Annotated in this window: 12 protein-coding genes and 1 riboswitch; of the genes, 2 read left to right on the forward strand and 10 right to left on the reverse strand. The window is 38.4% G+C overall.

Translation table 11 applies throughout. The annotated features are described in order from the left end of the window. Positions 1 to 893, reverse strand: an 893-nt coding sequence (locus tag CH76_RS12210; protein ID WP_036146755.1) for a glycine betaine/L-proline ABC transporter ATP-binding protein, incomplete at its 3' end; no start/stop codon positions are given. 215 nt (positions 894 to 1,108) lie between these two features. Next, complete coding sequence (locus CH76_RS12215; protein WP_036146757.1) at positions 1,109 to 1,747, reverse strand: GntR family transcriptional regulator; 639 nt, start codon at positions 1,745 to 1,747, stop codon at positions 1,109 to 1,111. Positions 1,748 to 1,889: 142 nt separating this feature from the next. On the opposite strand from CH76_RS12215, the gene CH76_RS12220 reads away from it, so the two are divergent. Then, the gene (locus CH76_RS12220; protein ID WP_235190399.1) at positions 1,890 to 3,797 is read left to right on the forward strand and encodes an SEL1-like repeat protein; all 1,908 of its coding nucleotides are present in this window, start codon (positions 1,890 to 1,892) and stop codon (positions 3,795 to 3,797) included. Between the two features lie 15 nt (positions 3,798 to 3,812). Here CH76_RS12220 and CH76_RS12225 read toward each other — a convergent pair whose 3' ends face one another. The 8 genes from CH76_RS12225 to aceA form a co-directional block, all read right to left on the reverse strand. Then, positions 3,813 to 4,631 carry a MetQ/NlpA family ABC transporter substrate-binding protein gene (locus tag CH76_RS12225; protein ID WP_036146760.1) on the reverse strand — a complete coding sequence of 273 codons (819 nt, stop codon included), beginning with the start codon at positions 4,629 to 4,631 and terminating at the stop codon, positions 3,813 to 3,815. 11 nt (positions 4,632 to 4,642) lie between these two features. Next, complete coding sequence (locus CH76_RS14010) at positions 4,643 to 5,299, reverse strand: methionine ABC transporter permease (protein ID WP_036146763.1); 657 nt, start codon at positions 5,297 to 5,299, stop codon at positions 4,643 to 4,645. Beyond that, positions 5,300 to 6,301 (reverse strand): methionine ABC transporter ATP-binding protein, encoded by a 1,002-nt coding sequence (locus tag CH76_RS14015; RefSeq protein ID WP_036146765.1) that lies wholly within the window; start codon positions 6,299 to 6,301, stop codon positions 5,300 to 5,302. It abuts the gene before it with no gap. Between the two features lie 61 nt (positions 6,302 to 6,362). Continuing rightward, a riboswitch (SAM riboswitch) is annotated at positions 6,363 to 6,466 on the reverse strand. A 111-nt stretch (positions 6,467 to 6,577) separates the two neighbouring features. Next, positions 6,578 to 6,973, reverse strand: coding sequence for a hypothetical protein (locus CH76_RS12240; protein ID WP_036146767.1), 396 nt, complete (start codon positions 6,971 to 6,973; stop codon positions 6,578 to 6,580). A gap of 73 nt (positions 6,974 to 7,046) precedes the next feature. Next, positions 7,047 to 8,423 (reverse strand): cell wall metabolism sensor histidine kinase WalK, encoded by a 1,377-nt coding sequence (locus tag CH76_RS12245; protein WP_036146769.1) that lies wholly within the window; start codon positions 8,421 to 8,423, stop codon positions 7,047 to 7,049. After that, positions 8,417 to 9,097, reverse strand: coding sequence for a response regulator transcription factor (locus CH76_RS12250; protein WP_036146772.1), 681 nt, complete (start codon positions 9,095 to 9,097; stop codon positions 8,417 to 8,419). The genes CH76_RS12245 and CH76_RS12250 overlap by 7 nt, the downstream gene beginning before the upstream one ends. A gap of 292 nt (positions 9,098 to 9,389) precedes the next feature. Continuing rightward, complete coding sequence (aceB, locus tag CH76_RS12255) at positions 9,390 to 10,985, reverse strand: malate synthase A (RefSeq protein ID WP_036146775.1); 1,596 nt, start codon at positions 10,983 to 10,985, stop codon at positions 9,390 to 9,392. Between the two features lie 24 nt (positions 10,986 to 11,009). After that, entirely contained in the window at positions 11,010 to 12,290 is a 1,281-nt protein-coding gene (gene aceA, locus CH76_RS12260; RefSeq protein WP_036146778.1) for an isocitrate lyase, read from the reverse strand. A gap of 204 nt (positions 12,291 to 12,494) precedes the next feature. On the opposite strand from aceA, the gene CH76_RS12265 reads away from it, so the two are divergent. Next, complete coding sequence (locus CH76_RS12265; RefSeq protein WP_152553340.1) at positions 12,495 to 13,166, forward strand: LytTR family DNA-binding domain-containing protein; 672 nt, start codon at positions 12,495 to 12,497, stop codon at positions 13,164 to 13,166. Position 13,167 lies beyond the last annotated feature (1 nt).

Here is a 13,167-nt window from a genome sequence, read left to right on the forward strand (position 1 = left end):
CGTTGTAATGCTACCTTAGGTCCGTCTAACTCCACGTTTACCGAAATAGGTCGTACCATAATATTTTCTGCTGTTAACACGCGTGAGCGGTCAACATCCTCAACAAAGTTACGTACATAATCATTAGCTGGGTTCGTTAAAATATCCTCACCCGTACCAATTTGAATAATTTGACCATCCTTCATTAACGCAATACGGTCACCTATACGGAGGGCCTCATTTAAATCATGCGTAATGAAAATAATCGTTTTTTGTACGTTTTCTTGCAGCTCCAACAACTCATCTTGCATTTCTTTACGAATTAATGGGTCAAGCGCCGAAAATGCTTCATCCATTAATAGAATTTGTGGGTCATTGGCTAGGGCGCGTGCTAAACCAACACGTTGCTGCATACCGCCGGATAACTGATTAGGGTATTGGTCTTTATATGCAAGTAAGCCTGCATTATCTAGCGCCTTTTCGGCCTTTTGGCGACGCTCTGACTTCGCAATACCACGAATTTCTAATCCATATTCAGTATTTTGTAATAGGGTTCTTTGCGGGAATAGCCCGAAATTTTGAAACACCATGCTCATTTGCTCACGTCGTACTTTGCGCAAGGCGTCCTTATTCATAGTGGAAATATTATCGCCATCAATAAAAATATTGCCGCTCGTTGGCTCGATAAGGCGATTGAGTAAACGAACTAACGTTGACTTACCACTACCTGAAAGCCCCATAATAACGAAAATCTCGCCTTCATTTACTGTAAAGCTCGTATCATAAACGCCGACTGTCGCACCTGTTGCCTTTAAAATATCTGTCTTACTTTTTTCTTGTTTCACTAAAGCTAAGGCTTCTTTTATATTTTTGCCAAAGATTTTTGAAACATTTTCTACGCGTATTTTTTCCAAAAACGATACTCCCCTCTAACAACTTTTATCAAATAACTAATTAAACGATTCAATTTTTTTGTTATTACAGCAAAATTCAAACAAACTTCACAGTAACCACAAAGTAACAACCTTACCTTAACAAAGAGTTGTTACTTGTGTCAATTTTAAAACTCCCTCTATTTACCTAATAAAAAACCCTCACGCTAGACAGCGCAAGGGTGTAAGAGGTTACATTAGTTTTTAAATAAAAAGTTTTTCACGCGCTCAAAGCACGATTCGTTACCAATGAAATATATCGTATCACCTACATTAAATGTTGCGTAAGGACCAGGTGATAATAACATTTCCTGCCCATTTTTAATGCCTACAATTGTAGCCGCTGTATTATGCCAAAAATTGAGTGTTTGTAAATTAGCGCCACAATGTGAAGCTTGCTCTGTAATAACGATTTGAAAAGGCACAAAGGGATTAGTTGCTTTAAAACGATCTGTGCGTTCGATTAATTGGGTTAATGTATGCTCTAGCTCTGTCAGTTCTTCTCGTTGTTTTGCTACGCTCGCCAATAAATCATTTTGCAACTCTTGCACAGATTGCACATCACCATATTGATGAACAAATGCCGCCGCTTTTTCGGAAGAAATAATAACTACACCACTTCCTTTAGTGGTCTCTACAATCTCTAAATCTTGTAATACAGCGACTGCTCTTCTCGCTGTTTCAGCAGAAACGCCGTATTGACTTGCCAATGACGAACGTGCATAAATTTTTTCACCTACAACATAACGCCCTTCGACAATTTTTGTTGCAATATCAGCTGCAATTTTTTGATACTTTGGCTGTCTTACGGGCACACGCTTTTTTTCTACCACCATTTAGCTATCCTCCTTTCCATCTATATAGTCTTTTTATTGTACGATATTTCCTGTTACTAGCCTACAATATTAAGTCAATGTGACGATATGGTAAGTAAGAATTTATTTTTTAAAGATAAATCTAGAAAGGAGGCACTCTACTATGATTCATGTACATATTATGAAGGAACAATGCTATAAACTGCATGTACTTCAATTTCATGCATTGGCACATAATTATGAAATTGCCTATACCAATGCTAATACACATCCCAAAATAAGTTTGCATCATGCCCTACTTGCTGTAGAAGAAATAGTGCGTTATGTGTATCAAGATGAAATGCAATCCACAGCTACTACCTTATCACCTCGTGTATTATTAACAACTAAAGCCTTTATAGCAAAAATCCATCCTCGTCGCATTCATCTTCTAATGAATCTCGTTTGGAAGATGACTAACCAATCTGCTAATGATGTCGTCACGGCTAAATCTGCACGTATTGTCATTGATTACTTAGCAGATATTATCGAATGGTATATTCAACGTTTTGATGAAAATTACACTTCTCAAGTAACAGCACCACCTGTTGAAGTTGTCACACCACTCAATCCATTTGACCTTTCGCCAGAAGAAGATTATACGGCCGCTGCTGTATGGTTTGAGCGGGCAGCTAAACAGGGCTATTCGAGTGCACAGTATAATTTAGGTGTGTTATATGAGGCTGGTATGGGCGTTAAAAAAGATATTGATAAAGCGCTATATTATTATAAATTAGCAGCTAAACAACAAGATGCTAATGCGTTATTTAGTTTAGGGCTACTGTATCACGTTGGCAAATTTATTACTCAAGATTACCAACAAGCCATGCATTATTATCAACAATCCGCTGCGCTAGGCAATGCCGATGCCACGTACCATATCGGTGTCTTGTACAATCAGGGGCTAGGTCGCACTATTGATTTTAAAGAAGCCTTACATTGGTTTACGCTCGCTGCCGAAAAAGGTAATACGAGTGCACAAAATAATTTAGGTTTTCTATACTACAATGGCAATGGCGTTCAAAAAAATAGTAACACAGCGATTCATTGGTTTGAGCGTGCGGCTAAAGCAGGCGATGCCAGCGCACAATATAATCTTGGTTTTATTTACCGAAAAAGCACTACCATTGCACAAAATAATAAACTCGCTGCTCATTGGTTTACGCTTGCTGCCTTACAAGATCATGCCAATGCTCAATTTCAATTAGCTTTACTGTATCAATTAGGGCAAGGGGTCGAAAAAAACATCGATGAATGTATGAAATGGCTCAAACTTGCCGCAACAGAAGATCACATGAATGCACAATTTACACTTGGTATGCTTTATCGTCAACAAGGGGACTACATACAAGCTGCACAGTGGTTAACGTGGGCAGCTGAAAAAGGGCATCTTCCTGCAATGTATGACCTTGGGCTCTTATATTTATATGATGAGCCAGTCATCAAAAAAGCCTTACATTATTTCGAAAAAGCGGCTGCTGCTAATAATGCTAACTCACAAGTCGCCTTAGCTAAAATGTACCTACACGGACAAGGGGTCGAAAAAAACACTGTACTTGCCAAACATTGGCTAGAAAAAGCGGTTGCCCAACAGCATCCCGAAGCAGCACTACAGTTAGGTTACCTTGCCCAAACTATGCATGACCAACAGCAAGCCTTGCATTACTTCCAACTGGCCGCACAATTTGGCAATGTCCAAGGACAATACGAGTACGGTAACCTTTATGATAAAGGCATCGGCGTTGCTCAAGACTATATACTCGCTGCACAGTGGATTAAAAAAGCGGCAGATCAAGGGCATATTAAAGCTCAGTTTCAACTTGGACAAATGTATTATTTTGGACAGGGTGTGCCAAAAGACGCCAAACAAGCAGCTAAATACTATCGTATTGCCGCAAATCATGGACATAGTAAAGCACAATATCAATTAGGGATGCTATATAAAAAAGGTATTGGTGTCGCACAAGACTATACCGAAGCTACAAATTGGCTAAAAAAATCATTGCAACAAGAAAACCCGTCGTCTCAATAGACAACGGGTTGCTTTTTATTTCATCCACTCTGGTTTACCAAAGCCTTTAAATTTATCATCAATAATTTTTTCGAATGCTGGCGCTTCAATAATTTCAATAATATCTTTTGCAAATTGCTTATCTTTATTTTCCGTTTTTACAGCTACTACATTACGGAACTGGTCAGACGTATTTTCTAATGCAATGGCATCCAATAAATCTAATTTCGCAGCTAATGCAAAGTTACCTGGTACAGCTGCAATATCTGTACTTTCAATAGAGCGTGGTAATTGCCCCGCCTCTAACGGTAATACTTTTAAATTTTTAGGGTTGCTCGTAATATCTTTTTCAGAAATTTTTAAAGCCTCGACACTTTCATCTACTTCAATTAAACCTTGATCTACTAATACACCTAGTGTACGTGCTGCATTGACAGGGTCATTAGGAATAGTAATTTGAGCGCCATCTGTAATTTCTTCTACAGAAGCGAATTTATTAGAAAATAAACCTAATGGTACTGTTGGTACAATAATTAATGCAGATAAATCCATCTTATTTTCTTTTTCAAAGTTCTCTAAGTAAATCGTATGTTGGAATAGGTTAGCATCAACCTCACCGCTATTTAATGCATTATTTGGTTGGATATAATCACTAAACTCCGTAACTTTAACTTTATACCCCTTTTTCTCTAACTCTGGTACAATTGCTTCTTTTAACATATCGCTATAAGGACCTGCCGTTGCTCCAAATGTTAATGTTTTATCATCATCTGCTTTTTCTGTTTTTGCGTCACCGCATGCACCAAGTACAGCAACTACTGCTAAAGTTAATAACGCTAAAATAATCTTTTTCATTTTATTCTCTCCTATCGTTTGTCTACTTTAATTGATAAACGGTCACCCGTTATTTGTATAATTTGTACTAAAATAATAAGAATCGTCACTGTAACAAACATCGTAATATTGTCATAGCGGTAATACCCATAACGAATGGCAACATCACCAATGCCACCCCCGCCTACAAAGCCCGCCATTGCTGAGAAGGCCACTAAATTAATAAGGGTAATTGTTAAACCTTGGATAATACCTGGTTTAGCTTCAGGCAATAAAACATCTTTAATAATCATTTTAGGTGTTGCGCCTACTGCTATAGCCGCTTCAATCACACCTTTATCAATTTCTTTCATGGATGTTTCAACAAGTCGAGCAAAAAATGGAATCGCCGCAATTGTTAATGATACACTCGCTGCTGTTGGCCCATAGGCATTGCCAAATAAAATAAGACGTGTTAATGGAATCAGTGCTACGATTAAAATAATATAAGGTATCGAACGCACAATATTAATCACAAAACCAAATGAGGTATGGACTAATCGATTTTCTAAAAACATACCTTTGCCTGTTACAAATAATAAAACACCTAAAGGCAAACCAAGTAATAGCGCAAAGAAAAAGGCAATACCAATCATATACAGTGTTTCCCCAAAAGCTTTAATCATCTCAGGACCTAAACTACCAATCATTTATAGCACCTCCACTTCTACATCTCGACTAGCAATATACGCCAATGCTTGCGTAATAGTTGCCTCATCTCCGTTAACTTCCATAATAAATGTCCCTAATGGGCGCTCTCCAATATACTCAATAGCTCCATGGATAAAGTTTCCTTGTAACTTAAACTGTTGTAAGGCATCCGAGATAATCCCCTCGCCTGCAGTTTCGCCTTTAAATAATAATTTAACAAGCGTGCCTGTGCATTTTTCTACAATATGAGGAGGTATATCAAATGACACTACATTAGAAATAAAATGCTTTGTCAGCGGCTCTTTCGGATGGGCAAATAAATCATATACAGTACCTTCCTCAATAACTTTGCCGTCTTGCATAATCGCCATACGATGACAAATTTCTTTAACCACTTGCATTTCATGTGTAATCAAAACAATGGTTATCCCTAGCTCTCGATTAATCTTTTGTAATAAATTTAAAATCGCCACTGTCGTCTGTGGATCGAGTGCACTCGTTGCTTCATCACTTAACAGTACTTCTGGGTTATTCGCAATCGCTCTAGCAATCGCTACCCGCTGTTTTTGCCCACCACTTAACTGAACAGGGAAGGCTTCACTTTTATCTTGTAACTCCACCATCGCCAATAATTCATGCACTCTTTGTTTAATTTGATTTTCCGGGAATTTTGCTGCTCGTAACGCAAAAGCAATATTTTCATATACTGTTTTTTGCTGAATTAAATAGAAATGTTGAAATATCATTCCGATTTTCAAACGAGCTTGTCGTAATGCTTCACCTTTTAATTTAGTAATGGCTACATCATTTATTTTAATGTCACCCGAGGTAGGTTGCTCTAATAAATTAATGCAACGAAGTAAAGAACTTTTACCTGCGCCTGAGTAGCCAACAATGCCAAATATTGTCCCTCTATCTATTGTTAAGCTCACATCATCTACGCCAGTAACCTTAGTGCCACGTGACTTATAGACTTTTGTTACATTTAAAATTTCAATCATTACTATCCTTCCTTTCCAATAAAAAACTTCTTTCAACTAGATTGAAAGAAGTCCACGTACACACTTATCTTTCAGAACTACTTGTCCTGCAGGATTTAGCACCTACCATAAAAATGGGGTTGCTCGACTTCACAGGGCCTGTCCCTCCGTCTGTCTTGATAAGATATTCATTTGTTGTTACTTAGATTAAGCTATTATATAAACTATGTCAACAATATTCAGAAAATATTTTAAAATAAAAAAAGTAGCCCTCTAGTAGAGCTACTTTTTAGCAAATTATGCTTTTGATTTATCAATAAAGAATGTTACAGCTAGGAATAACGCAAAGCTTACTAATAAAATAGTACCGCCTGCGATAAAGAACACTAAGTTAACAACTTCGCTAATAGCGAAAGGTTTAACATAAAATAACCACATACCAATACCTAAACCAAAGGCACCAATAATACCTGTAACTGCTTGAGCTGTTACTAATTTTTTAATACGAACTTCGTAGTTTTTATAGAAAATGCCCCAAGCAAACATACTTAACCAACCAACAAGTAAAATATGCACATGCACTGCCTTCATTGCGTAGCTACCTGCGCCTGCCATATGAGAACCTAAGTAAGCACCAAATAATCCAAAAATCGCTGCTAAGCGAATTAAACGAATTGCCCATTGTTTTTCCATGGTTAATTCCTCCATTACTTTTGTTATTACTTGTAGTATAAATTCCCAATATGAACTTTATATGAACTCCAAATTACATCTTAGGTAGTGTTATTTTCACAGTAGTTCCCTCTCCTAAAACGCTGGTTAAATCAATATGCCCTTCATGTTTTTCTACAACTTGCTTAACAATAGGCAAACCTAAACCCGTACCGTGCTTCGTACGAGATGCATCCGCGCGGTAAAAACGTTCAAAAATACGCGCGAGCGCTTCCTCACTCATACCAATACCTGTGTCCTGTATTGTCACAACTACATCATCTACTGTTTCTTCAAGGGTTAGTTCAATATAAGCGCCCTCTTCACTATATTTAATAGCGTTAGCAATAATATTATCCCAAATATTTTGTAGTAAACCTGCATCCCCTTTAAACATCACAGGCGCAATCGTATAAGAAAAATCAATATGGTGCTCCTCAATCTGCCAGCGATATTTGCGCACAGTATCCTTTAATTGCGCACTTAAATCAAAAACCTCACGCTTTGGCTTACGCGTAGAGCTATCTAGTGTAGTTAGCACTAATAATTGCTTTGTTAATTTGGACAAGCGCTTGGTTTCAATTTCAATAATCTCACCATACTCCGCGCGCTCTTCCTCAGTTAAATTAGGTTGCGCTAATAAAGTTGCATATCCTTGAATATTTAAAAGCGGAGATTGAAAATCATGCGATACATTACTAATAAACTCCTTACGCATTTCATCATTTTCCTGCAATTGATCCGTCATTCGCTTAAAGCTATTAGCGAGCTGTCCAATTTCATCAACACGCTCAATTTCTAAAGGTGCATCAAAGTTTTCATGCGCAATATCACGTGTAGCTAGTGTCAATTTTTTTATAGGATTAATGATTGTTTGAGCCAATACAATAACACCAATTAAGCTTAGTACAAACATTGCTAACATAAGAGCGCCTAAAATACGATGCACTTCAGAAAATAGCAACTTAATATTAGGGCGCATAAACAATGCATAATCTTCACCCTCATAAGTAAAAGGTACACCAATTGTATTGACAAGCTCATTCGCAAAAAAACCCATCACAAATGTTTCACGTGGAAAATCGCGCATCCCATGATACGTAGTGCCAGACATTACACTCTCAACTGTACTTGTTTCAAGCGCCTTATCTCGAAAAGTACCGCCATAAAATGTTTTAGTACCATCATCCTTAACGACATAAAGCTGATAACCTGTTTCGCCGAGCATCGTAAAATAATCATCGAGCTTCTTTACATGCTCTTGCTCAATATAAGCTACCATCGTCTTGGCAATCTCTACGTTCTTTGCATCATTAGGTGCTTTAATAATTTGGTGATAGTACGTATTCGTAAAGAAAAAGCCCAGCAATAAACTGCCGAGCATTAATAATAGCGTGGTAAGTGCAAATTTACTTGAAAGTGTTTTTAACATGCACCGTCCACCTCTAATTTATAGCCAACACCACGCACTGTCGTAATGGCAACACAGTTTGTATGCTTAGCAATACGCTCTCGAATACGTTTAATATGCGTATTTAATGTCTGCTCATCTCCTTCATAATCAAAGCCCCATATTTGCTCCATAATAGTAGCACGAGGAAATACTTGATTAGGGCGTGAAGCAAGCAATGCTAATAACTCAAACTCCTTTAAAGGTAGCATTAACGTTTGGTTACCAATCGTCACCTCAAAGCTACGTCGGTCAATAAACATATCTCCCACTTCAAAGGTTTCTTGGTTCTTTTTATCAAAGCGACGTAAAATAGCAGCAACTCTAAACAACAACTCACGCGGCTCAAATGGCTTAACAACATAATCATCAGACCCTGCCGAAAAACCCTTCTCTTTATCTTCAAGCTCACCCTTAGCTGTTAATAATAAAACAGGAATATTGTAATCTTCATTTAAAATCTTTGTAAGTTCAAAGCCATTCATGCCTGGCATCATTACATCTACAATAGCTAAATCAGGTAAGGTTGTATCTAATTGCTCAAGTGCATCATCTGCACAACTCGCTTGAATCACTTGATAGCCTGCCTGTACGAGATGGATATTTACTAATTTTAAAATATGTGCATCATCATCTACAACTAAAATTGTGTTCATACCCTTCCTCCTCTACTCTTCATAGTCTTACTATAGCAAAAAATACGTAAAATATACGGCTTAATGAGCTCATACTCGCAGTAAAGTCAAAAAAGCCTTATAGCAAGTTGCTACAAGGCTTTCTTCCCTTATTATCTAGACCCCTTTGTCTAAACCTTACACGTTTCTCTGGCATTCCTACTGTCGAGGGGTAAGTCTGCCAATATCGCTAGCCGCATTCGACAACAGCATTGCGATGGTTTTGAATGTTATATGTTAAAATTAGGAGAGTTGTTCTGTGACTTTTACTGACTTAACTTAACTTTGCGTAACCTGGTAGTGTTAAGAACTCAACAAATTCATCTTGTGTAATTAAAGATTTGAATAGTTCAGCCGCCTCATCATAACGACCACTTTCATAAGCTTGTTCCCCAACAGCCTCTTTAATTTTCACAAGTTCTTCGTCTAAAACTTCTAACACAAAGCGTTCTGTAATACCGCGTCCGTCTTCTAAAATACCTTTGTCATGACGAATCCATTGCCAAACCTGTGTACGAGAAATTTCAGCAGTTGCTGCATCCTCCATTAGGTTATTAATTGGTGCTGCACCTTGCCCACGTAACCATGACGCAATATACTGTACACCTACGCTACAGTTTGTCTGTAAGCCTTCGATTGTAATCGTACCATCTGGCACAGCTAACAAATCATCAGCTACAACATTAACATCCTCACGTTTTTTATCAATCTGATTCGGTGTTTTCATAACATCATCAAACTGCTCCATCGCGATCGCAACCATACCTGGATGAGCAACCCATGTACCATCATGACCGTCAGTAGCCTCGCGACGCTTATCCTCTGCAACTTTCGCAAATGCAGCTTCATTTGCCGCATCATCGCCTTTTACTGGAATTTGTGCCGCCATACCACCAATTGCTGGGGCATTACGTTTATGACAGGTTTTAATACATAATTGCGTGTAAGCGCGCATAAATGGTACTGTCATCGTTACCTGACCACGGTCTGGTAAAATCACATCTGGCTGATTGCGCAGACGCTTAATATAGCTAAAGATATAATCCCAACGTCCACAATTCAGCCCAGCTGAGTGCTCACGTAGTTCATATAAAATTTCGTCCATTTCAAAGGCAGCCATAATGGTTTCGATAAGTACTGTTGCTTTAATCGTCCCCTGTGGAATGCCGATATAATCCTCTGCATAGACAAAAATATCATTCCATAAACGTGCCTCTAAGTGACTTTCTAGCTTTGGCAGATAGAAGTAAGGCCCAGTCCCCTGAGCTAATGCATTTTTAGCATTATGGAAGAAGTACAAACCAAAGTCGAAGAAGCCGCCTGAGATTTCCTCATCATTTACTAATACGTGCTTCTCCATTAAGTGCAAACCGCGTGGGCGCACTAATAATGTTGCTGTTTCATCATTTAGCTTATACGATTTACCGTTAGAGGCTTGATGAAACTCAATCGTCTTATTAATCGCATCACGCATATTAATTTGACCACTCATCATGTTTTCCCATGTTGGTGCTGAAGCATCTTCAAAGCAAGCCATGAACATCTTCGCACCTGAGTTTAGGGCGTTGATAACCATCTTACGATCCACTGGACCCGTAATCTCTACGCGACGATCCTGCAAGTCCGCAGGGAGTGGCGCAATTGTCCAATCTCCCTCTCGGATTGCCTTTGTTTCAGGTAAAAAGTCGAGTTTTTCACCTTGATCGAGACGTTTTTGACGTTCTTGGCGTAGCGCGAGCAATTCCTTACGGCGAGCATCAAACTTTTCATGAAGTGATTGCACAAAAGCCAAAGCTTCTGGTGTTAATACTTCTTTTGTTTGTTCGTTTTGCTCTCCAATAATTTTAATTGAACTTGTAGCTTGTTCCATGTCAAAACCCCCATCCCTTAAAAATTAGAACTGTGCTGTTTCAGTTGAGCCTGCCATTGCTGTAGTAGAAGAAGTACCACCTGAAATAACTTGTGACACATCATCAAAGTAACCTGTACCTACTTCGCGTTGGTGCTTCGTTGCTGTATAGCCTTTAACTTCTGAGTCAAACTCAGCTTGTTGTAAGCGAGAGTATGCAGCCATGCCCTCATCTTTATATGCATGAGCAAGCTCAAACATTGAGTGGTTTAATGAGTGGAAACCAGCTAACGTTACGAACTGGAATTTGTAGCCCATCTTACCTAACTCACGTTGGTACTCTGCAATATCTGTTTCAGAAAGATTTGCTTTCCAGTTAAATGATGGTGAGCAGTTATACGCTAGCATCTTCCCTGGGAACTCAGCATGAATTGCATCCGCAAATTGACGCGCTTCTTCTAATGATGGATGTGATGTTTCACACCAGATTAAGTCCGCATATGGTGCGTAAGCTAAACCACGCGCAATTGCTTGTTCAATGCCTGGCTTTGTACGGAAGAAACCTTCAGGCGTACGTTCACCTGTAATAAAGTCTGCATCACGTGGATCAATATCCGATGTAACCATATCTGCTGCATCTGCATCTGTACGAGCAATTAAAATTGTTTCTGTATCCATAACATCCATTGCTAGTCGAGCTGCAATTAAGTTACGTACAGCATTTTGCGTAGGAAGTAATACTTTACCACCTAAATGACCACATTTCTTTTCAGAAGCTAATTGGTCTTCTAAGTGAACACCAGCTGCGCCCGCCTCAATCATACCTTTTACTAATTCAAATACGTTAAGTGGTCCGCCAAAGCCTGCTTCAGCATCTGCTACGATTGGTGCGAACCAGTCGAAACCATCTTCGCGTCCTTCAGTATGATCAATTTGGTCTGCACGTTGTAATGCTTGGTTAATACGCTTTACAACTGCTGGTACAGAGTTTGCTGGATATAACGATTGGTCAGGATACATTTGACCTGACAAGTTTGCATCCGCAGCTACTTGCCAACCTGATAAGTAGATTGCTTTTAGACCTGCTTTAACCTGTTGTACCGCTTGGTTACCTGTTAATGCGCCTAGTGCATTGATGAATGGCTCTTCATGTAAAGAATTCCATAGGCGAGCTGCGCCTCGCTTAGCTAACGTTTGCTCAATAATTACTGACCCTTGTAACTTTACTACTTCCTCAGCCGAATACCCGCGGTCAATTCCTTCCCAGCGTTTATTCTCTGACCAATTCTTTTCTAATGCTTGAATCTTCTCTTGACGTGTTGACATATTACTCCACACCTTCCCATTTGTTTGTGTACAGCTCAACTTTTATAAATTAACTGTTCCATAACAGTTGAACTTGTTGTACATTAATATATAACAGGTACACAGAATTGTCACTCTTTTCCGACAAAATACGATATAATCGAGATGAACTGTAAGCTACCTAGATAGAATTAACAATTAAATTACATATTGGGAGGTTTTATGATGACACAATCTATAACAACTGTAGCTCATGAAATGGCTATGCATTACCAAACAATTTTAGCTGACTGGCTACCAAAGCAAAGTTCTATTGCCATTGCCTTGCATAATGAGTATATTTATTTTTCTTCTACAACCGATCAGTTTCAGTTAAGCGTAGGTACACCTGTACAAAAAAACAGCGTAGCACACGCTGTTCTCACAAGTAATAGTAAAATTGATGCCATGATGGATGAAACTTTATTTAATCAGCCATATTACGGTATCGGCTATCCCATTCTTATTAACAATGAACGTGCAGCACTTATTGTCATTTTACCAATGCACTTTTCTTTCCCAGATAAAGAGCCAATTAATTTTTTGACAGGTAAAGATGATAATGGTTGGAGCCCTGTATTAATTGAAGATATTATGTATATTGAAAGCTTAAATAAAAAAACCTGGTTCTATGAAAAAGGTACGCAACATAAAACATCAATTACTTTAAAAGAGTTACAACTATCTTTACCTAAACAGTTTTTGCGTATTCATCGCTCTTACATTATCAATATCCATTATATTAAAACTATTACACGTGACTTAACCTCTAATTTCCAAGTAACTTTAATTAATGATATGACACTGCCTATTAGCCAATCTTATGTAAGTGAAATTCGTAATATCCTCAATTTTTAAC

Origin of the sequence: Lysinibacillus sp. BF-4 (assembly GCF_000743635.1) — a bacterium.
Lineage (GTDB): Bacteria > Bacillota > Bacilli > Bacillales_A > Planococcaceae > Metalysinibacillus > Metalysinibacillus saudimassiliensis.